We start from the raw sequence: 19,509 nt of genomic DNA, 5'->3' as shown, positions 1-19,509 counted from the left end.
GGGGCATGACCTCGGGCCCATTCCACGATCTCGACGACTACATCGCCCTGCCGCGCGTTTCCGGGCTGGCGGTATCGGCGGACGGATCGCGCGTCGTCACGACCATCGCCGAACTCAACGCCGCCAAGACCGAATACGTCACCGCGCTCTGGGAGCTCGACCCCGCGGGGGTGGCCCCGGCGCGTCGTCTGACGCGCGGTGCGAAAGGCGAAGCCGCACCGGCGTTCACCGCCGACGGTGATCTCTTGTTCACCGCGGTCCGCCCGACCGAGGACGACGACAAGCCGCCGTCCGCGCTGTGGCTGCTGCCGGCCGCGGGTGGAGAGTCCGTCCAGCTGGCCGAACTGCCGGCCGGCATCACCGCCGTGCGCACGGCGCGCAGCGCACCCGCGGTCGTGATCGGTGCCCCGCTGCTGCCGTCGTCGGACACCGTCGACGAAGAGCGTCGACTGCGAAAACTGCGGAGAGACAACAAGATTAGCGCGATCCTGCACACCGGTTATCCGGTGCGGCACTGGGACAAGGACCTGGGGCCGGAGCAGACCCACCTGTTCCGGGTCGGCGCCGACGGCGAGCTCACCGACGTGACCCGAAACCCCGGGCCGGCCCTCGGCGAGGCGGATTTCGCCGTCAGCCCGGACGGCACCTTCGCGGTGGCGACCTGGCGGGTGCCCGCACCGGGCGTGGCACTGCGGTCGGTGTTGATGCGCATAGACCTGCAGACCGGCGAACGCTCCGTGATCGCCGACGATCGCTTCGCCGACCTGGAGCACCCCGCCATATCGCCGGACGGAACACAGGTGGCCTTCACGCGGGAAACCGCCTCCACACCCGAGCAAGCTCCCCGAATCACGTTGTGCCAACTCGGTTTAGGGTCGGGGCGCTGGTTGGAGCTCGCCGCCGGGTGGGACCGGTGGCCGGCATCGGTGACCTGGGCGCACGACGGCGCGGCGATCCTGGTGACCGCCGACGACAACGGCCGGTGCCCGGTCTTCGCGGTCAGCCTCGACGGCGACGTCCGTCAGGCCACCGCCGACGACTTCAGCTACAGCAACGTCATCGCCGCGCCGGACGGCACCATCTACGCGCTGCGGACCTCCTACGCGGCGCCACCGCATCCCGTGCGCATCGACCCCGGCGGAACGATCACCGAGCTGCCGTGTGTGGACACCCCGGAGCTGCCGGGTGACTTGACCGAGCTCGTCGCCACCGCCGCTGACGGCACATCGGTGCGGTCGTGGCTGGTGCTGCCCTCCTCACAGCAGCCTGCGCCGCTGCTGCTGTGGATCCACGGCGGGCCGTTGGGTAGCTGGAACGTGTGGTCCTGGCGGTGGAATCCGTGGCTGATGGCCGCGCGCGGGTATGCGGTGCTGCTGCCCGATCCCGCACTGTCGACCGGATACGGGCAGGACTTCATCCAGCGCGGCTGGAGTGCGTGGGGCGGGCCGCCCTACGAGGATCTGATGGCCGCCGTCGACGCCGCGGTGGCCGACCCACGCATCGACGAAAGCCGCACCGCGGCCATGGGCGGGTCGTTCGGCGGCTACATGGCGAACTGGGTGGCCGGCCACACCGACCGCTTCGCGGCGATCGTCACGCACGCGAGCCTGTGGGCGCTCGACCAGTTCGGCCCGACCACCGACGGCGCCTACTACTGGGCTCGGGAGATGACACCGGCTATGGCACAAGCGAATTCGCCGCACCGTTTCGTCGAGCAGATCACCACCCCGATGCTGGTGATCCACGGCGACAAGGACTATCGAGTGCCGATCGGCGAGGCGCTGCGGCTGTGGTACGAGCTGCTGACCGCCTCCGGCCTGCCGGCCGCCGACGACGGCACCTCGGCGCACCGGTTCCTGTACTTCCCGTCGGAGAATCACTGGGTGCTCTCTCCGCAGCACGCCAAGATCTGGTACCAGGTCGTCACCGCGTTCCTGGCCGAGCACGTGCTGGGGGAGCCCGCGCAGTTCCCGGAAACGCTGGGCTGACGCGCCCCGGTAAGTTGGCCTTCATGACGGCAGCGCAGCGAGAATTCGACATCGTCGTGTACGGGGCCACCGGGTTCGTCGGCAAGCTCACCGCCGACTATCTGGCTCGCCATGGTGGCGATATCAAAGTCGCGCTGGCCGGCCGGTCCCCCGAGAAGCTGCTCGCGGTGCGGGGGACGCTCGGCGAATCGGCACAGGACTGGCCGATCCTCACCGCCGACGCCGCCTCGCCGTCGTCGCTGGCGGACATGGCTGCGCGCACCCGCGTCGTCATCACCACCGTCGGCCCCTACAGCCGCTACGGCCTGCCGTTGGTGGCGGCGTGCGCGGCCGCAGGCACCGATTACGCCGACCTCACCGGTGAGGCGATGTTCGTGCGGCAGAGCATCGACGACTACCACAAGCAGGCCGTCGACACCGGCGCGCGGATCGTGCACGCCTGCGGATTCGATTCCATCCCTTCGGATATGAGCGTGTTCGCGCTTTACCGGCGCGCCCATAAAGACGGCACGGGTGAACTCGGCGACACCGACTTCGTGCTGCGCGGGTTCTCCGGCGGCGTGTCCGGCGGGACGGCCGCCTCGATGGTCGAGGTTTTCCGCGCCTCGTCCAGCGACCCGAACACCCGGCGCATGCTCGAGGATCCGTACACGCTGAGCCAGGACCGGGCCGTCGAGCCGGAGCTGGGGCCGCAGCCGGACCTGCCGTGGCGGCGTGGCCGGGAGATCGCGCCCGAGCTGGCCGGAGTGTGGACCACCGGCTTCGTGATGGCGATGTACAACACCCGGATCGTGCGGCGCAGCAACGCGCTTCTCGACTACGCCTACGGACGCCGGTTGCGCTACGCGGAGTACATGAGCGTGGGCTCCTCGATCGCCGCGCCGGTGGTGTCGGCCGTGGCGAGCGCGGCGAACAACGGCGTCGTCGCGCTGGGCAGCCGGTTCTTCGGGGTGCTGCCGCGCCGGCTGGTGGAGCGCGTTCTGCCCAAGCCCGGCACCGGGCCCAGCGAGCAGGCCCGTGAGCGCGGCTACTACCGCGCAGAGACGTACACGACCACGACGACCGGCGCGCGCTACCGCGCCACCATCCACCAGGAGGGTGATCCTGGTTACAAAGCAACGTCGGTGATGCTCGGGGAATGCGGCCTGGCGCTGGCACTCGACCGCGACAAGTTGTCCGATCTGCGTGGGGTGTTGACGCCCGCCGCCGCCATGGGCGATGCCCTGCTCGACCGGTTCCCGGCGGCCGGGATCTCGCTGGAGACGGTCCGCCTCGACGGCTAGTGCGCGCGCATTCCTAGAATTGTCGGGTGACCACCACTGACGACTCTCGCGCTGACGCCCTCCCGAAGTCGTGGGATCCGGGCGCCGTAGAGACCGGGATGTATCAGGGCTGGGTCGACTCCGGCTATTTCACGGCCGACGCCACGAGCGGTAAGCCCGCGTATTCGATCGTGCTGCCGCCGCCCAACGTCACCGGCAGCCTGCACATGGGTCACGCGCTCGACCACACGTTGATGGATGCGCTGACCCGCCGCAAGCGCATGCAGGGCTACGAGGTGCTGTGGCTGCCGGGGATGGATCACGCCGGTATCGCCACCCAGAGCGTGGTGGAAAAGCAGCTCGCCGTGGACGGCAAGACCAAGGAAGACTTCGGCCGCGAGCTGTTCGTCGACAAGGTGTGGGACTGGAAGCGGGAGTCCGGCGGCACCATCGGCGCCCAAATGCGCCGCCTCGGCGACGGCGTCGACTGGAGCCGCGACCGGTTCACCATGGACGAGGGTCTGTCCCGGGCGGTGCGCACAATCTTCAAGCGGCTGTACGACGCCGGGCTGATCTATCAGGCCGAGCGGCTGGTCAACTGGTCGCCGGTGCTGGAGACGGCGATCTCGGATCTCGAGGTCAAGTACGAGGACGTCGAGGGCGAGCTGGTGTCGTTCCGCTACGGCTCGATGAACGACGACGAACCCCACATTGTGGTCGCCACCACCCGGATGGAGACCATGCTCGGCGACACCGCCGTCGCTGTGCACCCCGACGACGAGCGCTACCGGCATCTGGTCGGCCAGAGCTTGCCGCACCCGTTCCTGGACCGGCAGATCATCATCGTCGCCGACGCGCACGCCGACCCCGAATTCGGCACCGGCGCAGTCAAAGTCACCCCGGCGCACGATCCGAACGACTTCGAGATCGGGGTGCGGCACAACCTGCCGATGCCGTCGATCATGGACACCAAGGGCCGGATCGCCGGTACCGGAACGCGATTCGACGGACTCGACCGGTTCGAGGCCCGGGTCGCGGTGCGCGAAGCGCTGGCCGAAGAGGGCCGCATTGTCGCCGAGAAGCGGCCATACCTCCACAGCGTTGGACACTCCGAACGCAGCGGTGAGCCGATCGAGCCGCGGCTGAGCTTGCAGTGGTGGGTGAAGGTGGAGTCGATGGCCAAGGCGGCCGGCGATGCGGTGCGCGGCGGCGACATCGTGATCCACCCGAAGAGCCTGGAGCCGCGCTGGTTCGGCTGGGTCGACGACATGCACGACTGGTGCATCTCGCGGCAGCTGTGGTGGGGGCACCGCATCCCGATCTGGCACGGCCCGGACGGTCAGAAAGTGTGCGTCGGACCCGACGAGACCCCGCCCGAGGGTTGGGAACAGGACCCCGACGTCCTGGACACCTGGTTCTCGTCGGCGCTGTGGCCGTTCTCCACGATGGGCTGGCCGGAGCGCACCCCGGAGATCGAAAAGTTCTATCCGACAAGCGTTTTGGTCACCGGCTACGACATCCTGTTCTTCTGGGTCGCGCGCATGGTGATGTTCGGCACGTTCGTCTCGGGCGATGAGATCATCACGCTCGACGGTGCGCGGGGTCCACAGGTGCCGTTCGAGAACGTCTTCCTGCACGGGCTGATCCGCGACGAGCACGGCCGCAAGATGAGCAAGTCCCGTGGCAACGGTATCGACCCGCTGGACTGGGTGGAGCAGTTCGGTGCGGACGCGCTGCGGTTCACCCTGGCCCGCGGCGCCAGCCCCGGCGGCGACCTGTCGATCGGTGAGGACCACGCCAGGGCGTCGCGCAACTTCGCCACCAAGCTGTTCAACGCCACCCGGTTCGCACTGATGAACGGCGCCGCACCGGCGCCGCTGCCGGATATCGCCGAGCTCACCGACGCCGACCGGTGGATCCTTGGCCGCTTGGAAGAGGTTCGCGCCGAGGTGGATTCGGCATTCGACGGCTACGAGTTCAGCCGAGCCTGCGAATCGCTCTACCACTTCGCCTGGGACGAATTCTGTGACTGGTATCTCGAGTTGGCGAAAGTGCAGCTGGCCGAGGGGCTTTCAGATACCACCGCCGTGCTGGCCGCCGTGCTGGACACCCTGCTCAAGCTGCTGCACCCGGTGATGCCGTTCGTCACCGAGGCGCTGTGGAAGGCGCTCACCGGCGGCGAGTCTTTGGTGATCGCCGAGTGGCCGGCGGCATCCGGCGTCGCATTGGATCAGGTTGCCGCGCAACGGATCGCCGATGTGCAGAAACTGGTGACCGAGATCCGCCGGTTCCGCAGCGACCAGGGTCTGGCCGACCGGCAGAAGGTCCCCGCCCGGCTCTCCGGTGTCGATGCGGCCGGCCTGGGCGGTCAGGTCGCTCCGGTCACTGCGCTGGCCTGGCTGACCGATGCGGGTGCCGACTTCAACGCCAGCGCGCATATCGAGGTGCGGCTGTCGGCGGGCACCGTCAACGTCGAGGTCGATACCTCGGGCACCGTCGACGTGGCCGCCGAACGTCGTCGCCTCGAAAAGGATCTGGCCGCCGCGAACAAGGAATTGGCAGGCACCACGGCCAAACTCGACAACGAGGCATTCCTGGCCAAGGCGCCCGACGACGTCGTCGCCAAGATCCGCGGCCGACAGCAGTTGGCCCGCGAGGAAGTCGAGCGGATCACCGCCCGACTGGCTGCGCTGGCATGACCCAGCCGCCGCCCACACCCGACGAGATCGCCGCACTCCTGCAGGTGGAGCACCTGCTCGACCAGCGTTGGCCGGAAACCAAACTCGAGCCCAGCACCGCGCGGATCGAGGCGCTGATGGAGATGCTCGGCTCACCGCAGCTGAGCTACCCGACGATCCACATCGCCGGGACCAACGGCAAGACGTCGGTGGCCCGCATCATCGATGCGCTGCTGACCGCGTTCAGCCGCCGCACCGGGCGCACCACCAGCCCACACCTGCAGTCCGCGGTCGAACGCATCGCGATCGACAACGAACCGATCAGCCCGGCCCGCTACGTCGAGGTCTACCGCGAGATCGAGCCGTTCGTGCAGCTCGTCGACGCGCAGTCCCAGGCCGACGGTGGTCCGGCGATGAGCAAGTTCGAGGTGCTGACCGCGATGGCGTTCGCCGCATTCGCCGACGCGCCCGTCGACATCGCCGTCGTCGAGGTCGGGATGGGCGGCCGCTGGGACGCCACCAACGTCGTCGACGCGCCGGTCGCCGTGATCACCCCGATCGGCATCGACCACGCCGAGTACCTCGGTGACACCATCGGCGAGATCGCCCGCGAGAAGGCCGGCATCATCGGCGCGCCGCGCGGCGAGCTGGTGCCGACCGACACCGTCGCAGTCATCGGCCGCCAAGCTCCCGAGGCGATGGAAGTGCTTCTGGCCCAAGCGGTCTCCTCTGACGCCGCGGTGGCTCGTGAGGATTCCGAGTTCGCCGTCCTCGGCCGCCAGGTCGCCATCGGGGGACAGGTGCTGCAGCTGCAGGGCCTCGGCGGGGTGTACTCCGACATCTTCCTGCCACTGCACGGTGAGCATCAGGCCCACAACGCCGTCGTCGCGCTGGCCGCGGTCGAGGCGTTCTTCGGCGCCGGCGCCGACCGCCAGCTCGACGTCGACACGGTCCGGGCCGGATTCGCCGCCGCGGCCAGTCCCGGGCGGCTCGAGCGGATGCGTAGCGCGCCGACGGTGTTTCTCGACGCCGCACACAATCCGGCCGGCGCCACCGCATTGGCCGAGGCGCTCGCTGAAGAGTTCGACTTCCGGTTCCTCGTCGGCGTGCTGTCGCTGATGGGGGATAAGGACGTCACCGGCATCCTCACCGCGCTGGAGCCGGCGTTCGACCAGATCGTGGTCACCCACAACGGCTCGCCCCGCGCGCTGGAGGTCGACGCCCTGGCGCTGCGGGCCGAAGAGATCTTCGGACCGGACCGGGTGGCCCGGGCCGACACGCTGCCCGACGCGATCGAGGTCGCGACCGCGATCGTGGAGGATTCCGCGGCCGAAGACGGCTTCTCCGGCGCGGGCATCGTCATCACCGGATCCGTGGTGACGGCGGGGGCGGCACGCACCCTGTTCGGGAAGGACCCGCAATGAGCGACACGCCAGAGACACCGGCACCTCCGGACCCCTGGAAGAGCTTTCGCGGGGTCATGGCCGGCACCCTCATCCTCGAGGCGATCGTCGTGCTGCTGGCGCTGCCGGTGGTCAGCATGGTCGGCGGCGGACTGAGCGCCTGGTCGACGGCCTATCTCGTGGGATTCGCGGTCTTCCTGGTGCTACTGGCGGGCGTGCAAGGCCGGCCGTATGCCATCTGGCTGAACCTGGCCGTGCAGCTCATCCTGGTCGCCGGATTCTTCGTCTATCCGGCCGTGGGGATGGTTGGACTGCTGTTCGTGGTGGTGTGGGCGATCCTCGCCTACCTGCGCGCCGAGGTCCTGCGCAGGCAGCGCCGCGGCCTGCTGCCCGGCCAGCAGCAATCAAGTGACTGACGGGTACGCTGTCCGCCGTGAGCGAGCGAACCCTGGTCCTGATCAAGCCCGACGGCGTCCAGCGGCAGGTGGTCGGGGAGATCATCAGCCGAATCGAACGCAAAGGCCTGACCCTCGCTGCCCTGGAGCTCAAGCAGGTCGGTGACGAGCTGGCTCGCGCGCACTACGCCGAACACGAGGGCAAGCCGTTCTTCGACTCGCTGCTGGAGTTCATCACCTCCGGAAAGGTCGTCGCGGCGGTCCTCGAGGGCCCCCGCGCCATCGCGGCGTTCCGGCAGCTCGCCGGGGGCACCGACCCCGTAGAAAAGGCCACTCCCGGCACCATCCGGGGCGACTTCGGCCTGGAGACACAGTTCAACCTCGTGCACGGCTCGGACTCGCCGGAGTCGGCCGAGCGCGAGATCAGCCTCTGGTTTCCCGACTTCTGACCGCACTTCCCGCGCCACTGTCGTCCGAACAGCCCCCGCGGTGTGGGATACTGGCTGCGGATGAGCCCCAAAAGCCCATCCGGATGAAGACTTACGACGTGCGCGACCACCACCTGGTGAGGCGCCGACCGTCACAGCCGTCATTCAGCCAGGCACCGAACGCGTTCATCACGAACGCCTCGGAGCGAGACCATAAAAAGCCCGGGGGAAGCTACCGGGCACATAGCGGAAGCCCTCGCGTGGCCGCGTCGAAAGGACGCGCCCGGGGGCTTGAGGAGAATACGTGGCCAACGATGACCTCTATCAGGATCTACCCGAAAACCCCACCCCGTCGCAGTGGGAACCCCCGGCGCCGACCGCCGGTGACGACCTGCCCGAACGCTTGAGGGTGCATTCGCTGGCACGGGTGCTCGGCACCACCAGCCGGCGCGTGCTGGACGCCCTCAGCGAGCTCGACGGCCGCACCCGAAGCCCGCACTCGAGCGTAGACCGCACCGACGCGGTGCGGGTGCGCGACGTCTTGGCGGCCAGCCCCGAGGTCAGCGCCGAAGAGCCCGTCGAGGCCGCTGCCGTCGTGGCCGGGGACACCACGGCTGCCGAGCCCGAGTCGACCGATGTCGCCGAGACGCCCGAGACGCCCGAGACGGCCGAGGAGCCGGAGTCGCGGCTGATCCTGGAAACCACCACCTCTGTCGAGACCGTCGAGCAGTCGGCCTTCATGCCGCTGTTCGTCGCGCCTCAGCCCGTCGAAGCCGAGCCCAAGCATCGCAAGGTCGAGGACGACGACGAGGCCGAAGACGACGACGAGGACGACGAGGCCACCGCCGAATCCGACGACGATCAGTCCGAACGTCCCGCCAACCGGCGGCGGCGCCGTGGCCGCCGTGGCCGTGGCCGCGGCCGTGGCGAGCAGGGCGGTCCGGAGGGTGAGGGCGGAGACGACGCCGAGCGGGCCGAGGGCGACGAAACCGCCGAGTCCGGTGACGAGTCCGACAGCGATGACGAGGACAGCGACGACGAGTCGAGCACCGGTGAGGGTGCGACCCGCCGGCGCCGCAGGCGGCGGCGCCGCAAGACCGGTGGCGGTGACGACTCCGAGAGCGGCTCGGCCGACGATCCGCCGAACACCGTCGTCCACGAGCGCGCCCCGCGCAATAAGGACAAAGACCCGGACGCGATCCAGGGCATCAGCGGCTCCACCCGCCTGGAGGCCAAGCGGCAGCGCCGCCGCGACGGCCGCGACGCCGGCCGCCGGCGCCCGCCGATCCTGTCCGAGGCCGAATTCCTGGCTCGCCGCGAGGCCGTCGAACGCGTGATGGTGGTGCGCGACAAGATCCGCACCGAACCACCGCATGAAGGGGCTCGCTACACCCAGATCGCCGTCATGGAAGACGGTGTCGTCGTCGAGCACTTTGTGACGTCGGCGGCGTCGGCTTCGCTGGTCGGCAACATCTATCTCGGCATCGTGCAGAACGTGCTGCCCTCGATGGAGGCGGCGTTCGTCGACATCGGCCGCGGCCGCAACGGTGTGCTCTACGCCGGCGAGGTCAACTGGGAAGCCGCCGGGCTCGGCGGCGCGCAGCGCAAGATCGAACAGGCCCTCAAGCCCGGCGACTACGTCGTCGTCCAGGTCAGCAAGGACCCGGTCGGCCACAAGGGTGCGCGGCTGACCACCCAGGTGTCGCTGGCCGGGCGCTACCTGGTCTACGTGCCGGGTGCGTCGTCGACCGGGATCAGCCGCAAGCTGCCCGACACCGAACGCCAGCGGCTCAAGGAAATCCTGCGCGACGTGGTGCCCGACGATGCCGGCGTGATCATCCGGACCGCCTCGGAGGGCGTCAAGGAAGAAGACATCCGCGGCGACGTCGAACGCCTCCAGGAGCGCTGGACCAAGATCGCCGAGGAAGCCGAGCGGGTCAAGGGCAACAAGGCCGGCGCCGCCGTCGCGCTGTACGAAGAGCCCGACGTGCTGGTCAAGGTGATCCGCGATCTGTTCAACGAAGACTTCTCCGGGCTGATCGTCTCCGGCGACGACGCCTGGCAGACCATCAATGACTACGTCAATTCCGTTGCTCCCGACCTTGTTTCGAAGCTGACGAAGTACGAGCCGGCGGGTGGGCCCGACGGCCCGGACGTGTTCGCCGTGCACCGCATCGACGAGCAGCTGGCCAAGGCGTTGGACCGCAAGGTGTGGCTGCCCTCGGGCGGCACGCTGGTGATCGACCGCACCGAGGCGATGACGGTCGTCGACGTCAACACCGGCAAGTTCACCGGTGCGGGCGGCAACCTCGAGCAGACGGTCACCAAGAACAACCTCGAGGCGGCCGAGGAGATCGTGCGCCAGCTGCGGCTGCGCGATATCGGCGGCATCGTGGTCATCGACTTCATCGACATGGTGCTGGAGTCCAACCGCGACCTGGTGCTGCGGCGGCTGACCGAGGCGCTGGGCCGTGACCGTACCCGCCATCAGGTGTCGGAGGTGACCTCGCTCGGCCTGGTCCAGCTGACCCGCAAGCGGCTGGGCACCGGGCTTGTCGAGGCGTTCTCCACCACCTGTACGCACTGCGCCGGGCGGGGCATCGTGCTGCACGCCGATCCGGTCGACACGGCCCAGGCAGCCGGGCGCAAGTCCGAGTCGGGCAGCGGCGGCGGTGGTGGCCGACGCGGCAAGCGCGGCAAGCGCGGCCGTACCGAGACCGACGAAGCGCCGGTGGCGAAGGTTCCGCAGCACACCAGTGAGCACCCGATGTTCAAGGCGATGGCGGCGGCCAACGGCAAGCACGAGGACGACGAGGCCGAAGAGGAGCTCGCCGACGAGCTCGAGCGGGAGACCGAGGGCGAGGAGTCCGAAGAGGCTCTCGAGACCGTCGAGGAGGCCGCCGAGGATGTTGCCGAGGAAGACCTGGACGACGACTCCGACGACGAGGATTCCGACGACGACGAGGACGACGAAATCGACGTCGACCTCGACGAAGACGACGAGGACCTCGACGAGGACAACCTCGACGTCGATGACGACGACGAAGACGACGACTCCGACGACGATGACGACGACCTCGACGACGAGGACGACGCCGACTCCGACGAATACGACGATGACCAGCCGGTCGTGGCGCCGGAGCCGGTGGTGCCGGAACGGCGTCCGCGGCGCCGGGCAGCGGCTCGACCAGCGGGGCCGCCGACGTCCTAGGGTCGCGGTTTGACCCTCCCGGTGCTGGTCACGTACCCTTGACCAGTTGTCGCCAGGCGTCCGTCGCCGGTGGCAGCGGGCTCAAGATCCCGCACCCCCAGACCCGCGCACGCAGCCTCGGTTAGCGTGCGCCCGCAGAACGAAGTAGAAGGACCACGATGGCAGGCGACAAGGTCACGTACGCAATCGTCAAGACCGGCGGCAAGCAGTACAAGGTCGCCGTTGGAGACATAGTCAAGGTCGAGAAGCTCGAGGCCGAGGCCGGCGCTTCCGTTTCCCTGCCCGTCGCCCTGGTCGTCGACGGCGCCAAGGTCACCAGCGACGCCAAGGACCTGGAGAAGGTCGCGGTCACCGGTGAGGTGCTCGAGCACACCAAGGGCCCCAAGATCCGCATCCACAAGTTCAAGAACAAGACCGGCTACCACAAGCGTCAGGGTCACCGTCAGCCGTTGACGGTCCTGAAGGTCACCGGAATCAAGTAAGGGAGCGAACTGACATGGCACACAAGAAGGGCGCTTCCAGCTCACGTAACGGTCGCGACTCCGCCGCCCAGCGGCTCGGCGTCAAGCGCTTCGGCGGCCAGCTCGTCAAGGCCGGCGAGATCCTCGTCCGCCAGCGCGGCACCCACTTCCACCCCGGCGTGAACGTCGGCCGCGGCGGTGACGACACCCTGTTCGCCACGGCCCCCGGCCTGGTGGAGTTCGGTGTCAAGCGCGGTCGCAAGACCGTCAACATCGTTCGCGCCGAGCGCGACTAGTCCTACGCCGAGGTCGACGTTTTGTAGCGATCTACTCGCACTTCCTCTGCGAAACGTCGGTTTCGCCGGAAAGTAGATCCGATGCCCCGTTTCGTCGACCGCGTCGTCATCCACACCCGCGCGGGAAATGGTGGGAACGGGTGCGCCTCGGTACACCGGGAGAAATTCAAGCCACTCGGCGGCCCCGACGGCGGTAACGGCGGACGGGGCGGCAGTGTCGTGCTCGTCGTCGACCCGCAGGTGCACACCCTGCTGGATTTCCATTTCCACCCGCATGTCGCGGCGCCGTCCGGCACGCAGGGGATGGGCAGTAACCGCGAGGGGGCCAACGGGGCCGATCTCGAGGTGAAGGTGCCCGACGGCACCGTCGTACTCGACGCCAACGGCCGCCTGCTGGCCGACATGGTCGGCGCCGGAACCCGGTTCGTGGCCGCCGAGGGCGGCCGCGGCGGCCTGGGCAACGCAGCGCTGGCGTCGCGGGCGCGTAAGGCTCCCGGGTTCGCTCTGCTCGGTGAAAAGGGTGAGGAACGCGAACTCACCCTGGAACTCAAGACCGTCGCCGACGTCGGGCTGATCGGTTTTCCGTCGGCCGGGAAATCCTCGCTGGTGTCGGTGATCTCGGCGGCCAAGCCCAAGATCGCCGACTACCCGTTCACCACGCTGGTACCCAACCTCGGTGTGGTTTCCGCAGGCGATCACACCTTCACCGTTGCCGACGTCCCAGGACTGATCCCCGGCGCGTCGGAGGGCCGTGGGCTCGGGCTGGATTTCCTGCGCCACATCGAGCGCTGCGCTGTGCTGGTGCACGTGGTCGACTGCGCGACACTGGAACCGGGCCGTGACCCGATCTCCGATATCGACGCACTCGAAGCCGAACTGGCCGCATATCAGCCGACGCTGCAAGGTGATTCGACGCTGGGTGATCTGGCCGACCGGCCGCGGGCCGTGGTGCTCAACAAGATCGACGTCCCCGAAGCTCGGGAGCTGGCCGACTTCGTGCGCCCCGATATCGAGGCACGGGGGTGGCCGGTGTTCGAGGTGTCGACCGCGAGCCGGGAAGGCTTGCGGGAGTTGACGTTCGCGCTGTGGAACATGGTCGACGCCTACCAGGCCGCGCAGCCTGAGGTGGTACCGCGCCGCCCGGTGATTCGGCCGATCCCGGTCGATCAGACCGGATTCACCGTCGAGCCCGACCCCGAGAATCGCGGCGGTTTCGTGGTGCGCGGTGTCCGGCCCGAACGGTGGATCGCGCAAACGAATTTCGACAACGACGAAGCTGTCGGCTACCTCGGTGACCGGCTGGCCCGCCTCGGGGTGGAGGACCAACTCCTTAAGCTCGGTGCCAAGCCCGGCTGCGCGGTGACCATCGGCGACATGACGTTCGATTGGGAGCCGCAGACCCCGGCAGGTGTGGATGTCACCCCGACAGGGCGTGGCACCGACGCTCGGCTGGAACAGAACGACCGGATCGGGGCGGCCGAGCGCAAGGAGGCCCGCCGCCACCGTCGCGAGCACGAGGACGAGCAGTGAGCCAGTACCGCGATGCCCTGCGCTCCGCGCGCAGCGTCGTCGTCAAGATCGGCACCACTGCACTGACCACGAAATCGGGGTTGTTCGACGCCGGCCGGCTGGCCAGGCTGGTCGACGCCATCGAGGCGCGGATGAAGGCCGGCTCCGACGTGGTGATCGTGTCCTCGGGTGCGATCGCGGCGGGCATCGAGCCGCTCGGATTGAACCGGCGTCCAACGGATTTGGCGACCAAACAGGCCGCCGCCAGTGTCGGGCAGGTGGCGTTGGTCAACGCGTGGAGTGCGGCGTTCGCCCGCTATGACCGCACGGTCGGCCAGGTGCTGCTGACCGCGCACGATATCTCCATGCGGGTGCAGCACACCAACGCGCAGCGCACGCTGGACCGGCTGCGGTCGCTGCATGCGGTGGCGATCGTCAACGAGAACGACACCGTGGCCACCAACGAGATTCGCTTCGGTGACAACGACCGGCTCTCGGCGCTGGTGGCGCACCTCGTCGGCGCCGACGCGCTGATCCTGCTGTCCGACATCGACGGGTTGTACGACGCCGATCCGCGCAAGGCCGACGCCCGGTTCATCCCCGAGGTGGCCGGACCCGACGATCTCGACGGGGTGGTGGCCGGTGAAGGCAGCCGCCTGGGCACCGGCGGCATGCGTTCGAAGCTGTCCTCGGCGCTGTTGGCCGCCGACGCCGGGGTTCCGGTGCTGTTGGCGGCGGCGGCCGATGCCGCTGCCGCACTGTCCGACGCGTCGGTGGGCACGGTGTTCACCCCGCGCCCCGACCGGATGTCGGCGCGACGGTTCTGGGTTCGGTATGCCGCCGAGGTTTCCGGGGCCCTGACGCTGGACGCCGGCGCGGTGCGTGCGGTGGTGAAGCAGCGCCGCTCACTGCTGGCGGCGGGCATCACCGGGGTGTCGGGCCGATTCTTCGGCGGCGATGTGGTCGAGCTGCGTGACACCGACGGCGAGATGGTCGCCCGCGGGGTGGTGGCCTACGACGCGGCCGAGCTGACCACCATGATCGGCCGGTCGACCTCGGATCTGCCTGCCGAAATGCGCCGTCCCGCAGTGCATGCCGACGACCTGGTGGCCGTCTAGCTCGCGGGTGTGTTCGGTCGCCAAAGAATCGCAGCCGCTCGATCCCACGGTGGGCATAGGTGCGCCGATTCTTCGGAACTATGAGTTCCATTCCAGGGCCAGCAGCGCCAGACGGCCCTCCAACGGAACCGACCATCCGGTCTGGAACCCACTATTGGTGATGTCGACGGCGACGCTGACGGCCTGGTGGGTAGGTGTGCTCACCTTGGCGATCCCCGAGTAGTTGCCGAGTAGCGCAGGTGTCACATCAACCGAATCGAAGTGGAAATGGTACATCGCGTAGTTCGAATCCGTGTCGAAGTAGCTCTGCAGACTCTGCTGTACTAGGGCGCCCAGTTGTGCATCACCGCCCAGAGCGATGTCGTAGATCAACGAGGCGACAGGTGCACCGACAATCGGAATCAATCCGATTGTGTCGGCGACGATCTGCCCAATTTCGTTGCCCACGCGCCCGGCGTTGAGCGATAGCGCTGCGGTGACCAACTCAAGAGTGTCGATAGCTATCTTGACGGCGTTAATGGCAGTGCCGATGAGCGGGACCCAGCCGATAGAACTGTTGAACCCGTTGAAGACAAGATCGAGCGACATATCTGTCGTATCGGCCGCGTTCGGTCTCGTCGAGGGTCGTCTGGTCGCGGTGAGTTCGGTCTCGGTCTTGGATGGGGTGAGGGCAACAGCGGTCACCGCGGCTGCGGTGGGTGTGTCGTCGTTTTGGATGGTGAGCCAGGCCCAGTTGAGGGAGTTGACGATGGCGTTGGTGGCGCTGGTGAGTTGGATGTCGACTGAATCGCACTGGAAATCCCGGAGGCTCCTGACCTTGGAAACGAGGATGCAGGTATGCCCACGGAACCGTCATCGGGAAAGAAGCCGACCAGCCGTCGTTACAGCTCTGAGGAGAAGGCCGCGGCGGTGCGCATGGTGCGTACCTTGCGGTCCGAGCTGGGGGCCGAGCAGGGCACGGTGTCGCGTGTTGCTCGCCAGCTGGGGTATGGGGTGGAGTCGGTGCGCTCTTGGGTGCGCCAGGCCGACATCGACGACGGTTATGCTCCGGGGGTGTCCACCGAGGAGTCGGCAAGGGTCAAGCAGCTCGAGCAGGAGAACCGAGAACTCAAGCGCGCCAATGAGATTCTGAAGCGGGCAGCGAGTTTCTTCGGCGCGGAGCTCGACCGCCAACACAAGAAATAGTCGACTTCGTCGATGCTCACCGCGAGGAGTTCGGGGTCGAGCCCATCATCACCGTCCTGCGTAGCGCAGGGGTGACGATGGCTCCGAGCACCTACTACGACACCAAGACGCGGCGGCCGTCGGCGCGGGAGCGTCGCGACACCGAGATGAGGCCAGCCCTGGTGACGCTCTGGGAGGACAACTACCGGGTCTACGGCGTGCGCAAGCTGTGGAAGGCGGCTCGGCGGGCCGGTCACGACGTCGGTCGTGATCAGGTCGGACGGCTGATGCGGGCCTCAGGCATCGAGGGGGTGCGTCGCGGCAAGCGGGTCCGCACCACCAAGCCCGACCCGGCTACACCGCGGCATCCCGATCTGGTGAAGCGTAAGTTCACCGCCTCCGCGCCGAATCAACTCTGGGTGACGGATCTGACATTCGTACCGACGTGGGCCGGGGTGGGGTATGTCTGCTTCATCACCGACGTGTTCAGTCGGATGATCGTGGGGTGGCGGGTCGCGTCGCACATGCGGACCACCATGGTCCTCGATGCGATCGAGATGGCCCGCTGGTCGCGTGGAAACACGTTGTCGGGCTTGCGATGTCACTCCGATGCCGGGTCTCAGTTCACCTCGATTCGGTACGGCGAACGCTTGGCAGAGATCGGCGCAGCACCCTCCATCGGGACCGTCGGTGACAGCTTCGACAACGCTTTGGCCGAGACGGTCAACGGCTACTACAAGTCCGAGCTGATCTACGGGCCGGCCCGCACCGGTCCGTGGAAGACCGTCGAGGACGTCGAGCTGGCCACCCTGGGTTGGGTGCACTGGCACAACAACCGCCGACTCCACGGCTACCTCGGCGACCTACCCCCCGCCGAGTTCGAAGCCGCGTTCTATGCTCCGAAACGGACCGCCCAACCCCTGGTCGGAATCCATAGTTCAGCTGTGCTTCCCCCGAAATCGTGGAGGGTTTCCTATGCCGCTTCCGGCTCGGTCTTGGATTCCCTGATCTCGTAGTTGACGGGCGATAACCCGTCTGCCGAACTGTGCCGGCGTTGGTGGTTGTAGAAGGTGTAGCACCAGTCGATGACCACAGCCTGCGCCTGGATAGTATCACGGAAGGTATTGCGGGACAGCACTTCCCACTCCAGCGAGGAGAAGAACGCCTCCGCGGCGGCATTGTCGAAACACGACCCAACCCGGCCCATCGACTGCCGGATACCCAACCGCCGACACACCCTCGTGAAGCTCTTGGCGGTATAGGTGCTCCCACGGTCGGTGTGGAATATGACCCGCTGCGACTCGTCGTCGCGCCAAATCGCCTGACGGCCACCGCGGGCTGTCACGGCCATCTGGATGGCCGCGCACGCCAGCTCGGCGTCGGGGTGCAGGCCCATCGCCGCACCGAGTAGCCGGCGGCTGTAGAGGTCGATCACGGTGGCCAGATACAGCTTCCCGGATTCGGTCGGGATCTCGGTCATATCACCCACCCATTTGCAGTTCGCCGCGGCGGCGGCGAAGTCCCGTTTGAGCAGGTCGGGGAATTTCGGTGCGGTCTTGTCCTGGCGGGTCAGCCCGCCACAGCGCTTGATACGGCGCGCGACCAGGCCCTGGCGGCGCATCGAGTCGGCCACCGTCTTCTCCGACACCGTCCATCCGAGATCGCGCAGGTCAGCCACCAGTCGCGGCGAACCGTGCAGTCCCCTGGCCTTCCCGAACGCTGCCTTGACCGCATCGTCGATCTCGACACGGCGCCGATCAGTATCGGTATGCACCCCATCAACCGACTCCGCACGGCCGATCCACTTGTAGAACCAGGACACGCCGACACCCAACAATGTGCAGGTAAATGTATGAGGCACACGGTATTTGGTCCTCTGGTCGGCGATGAAGCGGGCCACACTCACTTCGTCGCCTCCTTCACCCACAGGACCACGGATCGCTTGAGGACATCACGCTCCATCCGCAACTCCGCGACCTCGCTGCGCAGGCGCTTGAGCTCGTCGAGGTCGTCGCGGGTCAGCTCACCGCGGCCTTCACGGGCTTCCCGCGCCCGCGCGACCCAGTTGCCCAGCGTGCCCTCGTGTACCCCCAGATCACGCGCGACCGCCGCGATCGGCTTGCCCGTCTCCTCGACGATCCGGACAGCACCCTCACGGAACTCCCGGTCGTACTTCTTCCGTTTCTCTGGCATCTCGATCCCTATTGTTGATGCCTCCACGGTCTCGGGGGAAGTTCAGTTCGAGCCTCCGGCAGAACCAGTGGGACTGTCAGATAAACGGTGGATCTGACTTGGCATTGGTTAGTTGCCAGTCGGAGTGATCCGGCCGTTGAAGGTGATCGCGAACGCATTGAGCGCGGGCTTCCACCTCATTGCCCATCGTGCCTTACCGCGGCCGGTGGGGTCCAGGGATCGGGTCACCAGGTAAAGGCACTTCATCGCGGCCTGTTCGGTCGGGAAGTGCCCGCGGGCCCTAATCGCCCGCCGATAGCGGGCATTCAGCGATTCCACCGCGTTCGTGCTGCAGATGACGCGGCGGATCTCGACGTCGTAGTCCAGGAACGGCACAAACTCGCTCCACGCGTTCTCCCACAGCTGGGCGATCGCCGGGTACTGGGCACCCCATTTCTCGGTGAACTCGGTGAAACGTTCTTTGGCCGCAGCTTCGGTAGCCGCGGTGTAGACCGGGCGTATGTCCTTGGCGATCTGATCCCAGTACTTGCGCGATGCGTAGCGAAAAGTGTTGCGCAACAGATGGATCACACACGTCTGGACGACTGCGCGAGACCACACGGTGTTGATCGCATCGGGTAGTCCTTTGAGGCCATCGCAGACCACGATGCACACGTCGGTGGTGCCGCGATTCTTGATCTCGGTGAGCACCGACAGCCAGAACTTCGCCCCTTCACCGCCGTCGCCGGCCCACAGTCCGAGGATGTCGCGCTCCCCGGCACAGGTGACGCCGATGGCGACGTAGATGGGCCGGTTAGTGACCTGACCGTCGCGGACCTTGACGTTGATCGCGTCGATGAACACCACCGGATACACCGACTCCAGCGGCCGGTTACACCACTCGGTCATCTCCTCGATGACCTTGTCGGTAATCCGGCTGATGGTGTCCTTGGAGACCGTGGCGCCGTAGACGTCATCGAAATGCGCCGCGATCTCCCCGGTCGTGAGTCCTTTAGCGGTCAGCGACAACACGATCTCATCGATGCCGGTCAACCGGCGCTGACGCTTCTTGACGATCACCGGGTCGAACGTGCTGTTGGTGTCTCGCGGCACCTCGATCTCGACCGGGCCGATCTCGGTGAACACGGTCTTGGCTCGGCTGCCGTTGCGGGAATTGCCGCTGCCACGGCCGACCGGGTCATGCTTGTCATAGCCCAGGTGCTCGGACATCTCCGCGTCCAGCGCGGCTTCCAGCACGTTCTTGGTCAACTGATTGAGCAGGCCGTTTGGGCCCACCAACTCCACGCCTTGTTCCTTGGCCTGGGCGAGCAACTGCTCGGCCAGCTGCTTTTGATCCACATCGATCGCCACGGATTCGAGTGTTTCGGACATCATCAGTCCTTCCCGCCAAGCTCACGCTCGGC

Annotated in this window: 15 protein-coding genes, 1 pseudogene and 1 other annotated feature; of the genes and pseudogenes, 12 read left to right on the top strand and 4 right to left on the bottom strand. The window is 67.4% G+C overall.

Annotated elements, in window-relative coordinates:
- The first annotated feature begins 5 nt into the window (after nt 1-5).
- From K0O64_RS19595 to proB, 11 genes are all read left to right on the top strand, one after another.
- Nucleotides 6-1,988 carry a S9 family peptidase gene (locus tag K0O64_RS19595; RefSeq protein ID WP_220045676.1) on the top strand — a complete coding sequence of 661 codons (1,983 nt, stop codon included), beginning with the start codon at nt 6-8 and terminating at the stop codon, nt 1,986-1,988.
- A 23-nt stretch (nt 1,989-2,011) separates the two neighbouring features.
- The gene (locus tag K0O64_RS19590; RefSeq protein ID WP_220045675.1) at nt 2,012-3,271 is read left to right on the top strand and encodes a saccharopine dehydrogenase family protein; all 1,260 of its coding nucleotides are present in this window, start codon (nt 2,012-2,014) and stop codon (nt 3,269-3,271) included.
- A 26-nt stretch (nt 3,272-3,297) separates the two neighbouring features.
- Nucleotides 3,298-5,949, top strand: a complete 2,652-nt coding sequence (locus K0O64_RS19585) for a valine--tRNA ligase (protein WP_220045674.1) — start codon at nt 3,298-3,300, stop codon at nt 5,947-5,949.
- Nucleotides 5,946-7,352 carry a bifunctional tetrahydrofolate synthase/dihydrofolate synthase gene (gene folC / locus K0O64_RS19580; RefSeq protein ID WP_096311815.1) on the top strand — a complete coding sequence of 469 codons (1,407 nt, stop codon included), beginning with the start codon at nt 5,946-5,948 and terminating at the stop codon, nt 7,350-7,352. The genes K0O64_RS19585 and folC overlap by 4 nt, the downstream gene beginning before the upstream one ends.
- Entirely contained in the window at nt 7,349-7,747 is a 399-nt protein-coding gene (locus K0O64_RS19575; RefSeq protein WP_096311814.1) for a DUF4233 domain-containing protein, read from the top strand. The genes folC and K0O64_RS19575 overlap by 4 nt, the downstream gene beginning before the upstream one ends.
- A 17-nt stretch (nt 7,748-7,764) precedes the next feature.
- Nucleotides 7,765-8,175: a nucleoside-diphosphate kinase gene (gene ndk / locus K0O64_RS19570; protein ID WP_096311813.1), complete on the top strand. Its 411-nt coding sequence runs from the start codon at nt 7,765-7,767 to the stop codon at nt 8,173-8,175.
- Nucleotides 8,176-8,458: 283 nt separating this feature from the next.
- Nucleotides 8,459-11,365, top strand: coding sequence for a ribonuclease E (gene rne, locus K0O64_RS19565; RefSeq protein ID WP_096311812.1), 2,907 nt, complete (start codon nt 8,459-8,461; stop codon nt 11,363-11,365).
- Between the two features lie 158 nt (nt 11,366-11,523).
- A complete protein-coding gene (gene rplU / locus K0O64_RS19560; protein WP_071943105.1) occupies nt 11,524-11,847 on the top strand; it encodes a 50S ribosomal protein L21 in 324 nt (107 codons plus the stop codon).
- Between the two features lie 14 nt (nt 11,848-11,861).
- Nucleotides 11,862-12,122 (top strand): 50S ribosomal protein L27, encoded by a 261-nt coding sequence (gene rpmA / locus K0O64_RS19555; protein WP_096311811.1) that lies wholly within the window; start codon nt 11,862-11,864, stop codon nt 12,120-12,122.
- Between the two features lie 81 nt (nt 12,123-12,203).
- Nucleotides 12,204-13,652 (top strand): GTPase ObgE, encoded by a 1,449-nt coding sequence (gene obgE / locus K0O64_RS19550; RefSeq protein ID WP_071943109.1) that lies wholly within the window; start codon nt 12,204-12,206, stop codon nt 13,650-13,652.
- Nucleotides 13,649-14,749 (top strand): glutamate 5-kinase, encoded by a 1,101-nt coding sequence (proB, locus tag K0O64_RS19545; protein ID WP_096311810.1) that lies wholly within the window; start codon nt 13,649-13,651, stop codon nt 14,747-14,749. Before obgE ends, proB begins: the two co-directional genes overlap by 4 nt.
- Nucleotides 14,750-14,827: 78 nt before the next feature.
- On the opposite strand, the gene K0O64_RS19540 is transcribed toward proB, so the two are convergent.
- Nucleotides 14,828-15,433 (bottom strand): hypothetical protein, encoded by a 606-nt coding sequence (locus tag K0O64_RS19540; RefSeq protein WP_125477458.1) that lies wholly within the window; start codon nt 15,431-15,433, stop codon nt 14,828-14,830.
- A 153-nt stretch (nt 15,434-15,586) separates the two neighbouring features.
- On the opposite strand from K0O64_RS19540, the pseudogene K0O64_RS19535 reads away from it, so the two are divergent.
- Nucleotides 15,587-16,845 (top strand): annotated as a pseudogene (locus K0O64_RS19535) (IS3 family transposase); the annotation flags it as partial.
- Nucleotides 15,889-16,020 (top strand) — a sequence feature (AL1L pseudoknot). It overlaps the preceding pseudogene by 132 nt.
- Before the next feature lie 41 nt (nt 16,846-16,886).
- Here the strand turns inward: K0O64_RS19535 and K0O64_RS19530 are convergent.
- From K0O64_RS19530 to K0O64_RS19520, 3 genes are all read right to left on the bottom strand, one after another.
- Nucleotides 16,887-17,819, bottom strand: a complete 933-nt coding sequence (locus K0O64_RS19530; RefSeq protein ID WP_096311457.1) for an IS3 family transposase — start codon at nt 17,817-17,819, stop codon at nt 16,887-16,889.
- Nucleotides 17,816-18,106 (bottom strand): transposase, encoded by a 291-nt coding sequence (locus K0O64_RS19525; RefSeq protein ID WP_096310540.1) that lies wholly within the window; start codon nt 18,104-18,106, stop codon nt 17,816-17,818. Before K0O64_RS19525 ends, K0O64_RS19530 begins: the two co-directional genes overlap by 4 nt.
- A gap of 108 nt (nt 18,107-18,214) precedes the next feature.
- Entirely contained in the window at nt 18,215-19,477 is a 1,263-nt protein-coding gene (locus tag K0O64_RS19520) for an IS256 family transposase (RefSeq protein WP_071950127.1), read from the bottom strand.
- Nucleotides 19,478-19,509: the final 32 nt, after the last annotated feature.

The organism is Mycolicibacterium pallens, assembly GCF_019456675.1.
GTDB lineage: Bacteria > Actinomycetota > Actinomycetes > Mycobacteriales > Mycobacteriaceae > Mycobacterium > Mycobacterium crocinum.
This window is presented reverse-complemented; position numbering and strand designations above follow the sequence as displayed.

Coding starts and splice junctions, on each gene's coding strand:
- K0O64_RS19525 (WP_096310540.1), bottom strand. CDS start 18,106: ATGCCAGAGAAACGGAAGAAGTACGACCGGGAGTTCCGTGAGGGTGCT.
- K0O64_RS19595 (WP_220045676.1), top strand. CDS start 6: ATGACCTCGGGCCCATTCCACGATCTCGACGACTACATCGCCCTGCCG.
- K0O64_RS19520 (WP_071950127.1), bottom strand. CDS start 19,477: ATGTCCGAAACACTCGAATCCGTGGCGATCGATGTGGATCAAAAGCAG.
- obgE (WP_071943109.1), top strand. CDS start 12,204: ATGCCCCGTTTCGTCGACCGCGTCGTCATCCACACCCGCGCGGGAAAT.
- rplU (WP_071943105.1), top strand. CDS start 11,524: ATGGCAGGCGACAAGGTCACGTACGCAATCGTCAAGACCGGCGGCAAG.
- K0O64_RS19575 (WP_096311814.1), top strand. CDS start 7,349: ATGAGCGACACGCCAGAGACACCGGCACCTCCGGACCCCTGGAAGAGC.
- K0O64_RS19590 (WP_220045675.1), top strand. CDS start 2,012: ATGACGGCAGCGCAGCGAGAATTCGACATCGTCGTGTACGGGGCCACC.
- rpmA (WP_096311811.1), top strand. CDS start 11,862: ATGGCACACAAGAAGGGCGCTTCCAGCTCACGTAACGGTCGCGACTCC.
- folC (WP_096311815.1), top strand. CDS start 5,946: ATGACCCAGCCGCCGCCCACACCCGACGAGATCGCCGCACTCCTGCAG.